At 65.5% G+C, this 860-nt stretch carries 1 protein-coding gene and 1 pseudogene; one reads left to right on the plus strand and one right to left on the minus strand.

What is annotated here, in order from left to right; genetic code table 11:
* Positions 1 to 60 precede the first annotated feature (60 nt).
* Complete coding sequence (locus AVR91_RS09260; RefSeq protein WP_063272964.1) at positions 61 to 684, minus strand: TetR/AcrR family transcriptional regulator; 624 nt, start codon at positions 682 to 684, stop codon at positions 61 to 63.
* Between the two features lie 68 nt (positions 685 to 752).
* Between AVR91_RS09260 and AVR91_RS43720 the strand changes: the two are divergent.
* Positions 753 to 860 (plus strand): annotated as a pseudogene (locus AVR91_RS43720) (ABC transporter ATP-binding protein); the annotation flags it as partial.

An 860-nucleotide genomic window follows, 5' to 3' on the forward strand; every position in this document is an offset into this window, starting at 1 on the left:
CCATCGCCACCGGACCGATCACAACCGAGTCGAGATTCTCAGGAGCTGCAGAGCAAAACCCTAAGCCGACTCCAGATAGGCCAAAGCCATCTCGGTCGACTCACTCGCCCAAACATCCCAGCTCAGCCCATCGGACCAGAACCGTCCACTCGCGGCCCGGTGCACACAGGATCCGATGATGGTCCGGCTCGTCATCCGGATCGCCCGCTCCCCGTCCGCTCGGCGGATCTCCTCGAGACAAGGCCGAGCGGCCTCCACGAAATCGCGTTGGATCGTGGCCAGCGCTTGGAGGCCACGATCCCGTCCCTCGGCGCGCTGGTTGTCGAGCAGCTCGGAGAAGATCCGGTCGTGGCGGGCGAAGGTCCCCGCCAGAGCGCGGGTGAACGCGCCGACGACCCCGCGCAGCCCGGGTTCCGCGGAGCCGAGCGCTTCGCCGACACCGGATTCCAGCTGCGCGAGCAGTTGGTCTTTCACGGCGTACAGGAGCTGGTTCTTACCGGAAAACCGGCGATAGATCGCGCCGACCGACATCCCCGCCTGCTCGGCAACCGCCGCGACGGTGAGCTCCTCGAAGCCCTGGCTCGCCAGGACGTGCTCGGCGGCGGCCAGCACCTTCTGGAGCGACTCGCGGCTTCGGGCTTGCTGCGGCGGCCGGAAGCCCTGATCGGCGGATGACTGACTCACCGGCCGGACGTTACCACAAACGCGAATGATAACTTCCGTTCGCATTTCCCTAGTGAGGAGGACGCCCCGTGGTGAGCATCGAAGTACAGGACGCCTACGTCGATTTCCCGATCTTCGACGCCAAGACCCGGTCACTCAAGAAACAAGTGCTCGGCAAGGTCGGCGGCAAGATCGGC

Origin of the sequence: Amycolatopsis keratiniphila subsp. keratiniphila, from assembly GCF_001620365.2 — a bacterium.
GTDB classification, from domain to species: Bacteria; Actinomycetota; Actinomycetes; order Mycobacteriales; family Pseudonocardiaceae; genus Amycolatopsis; species Amycolatopsis keratiniphila.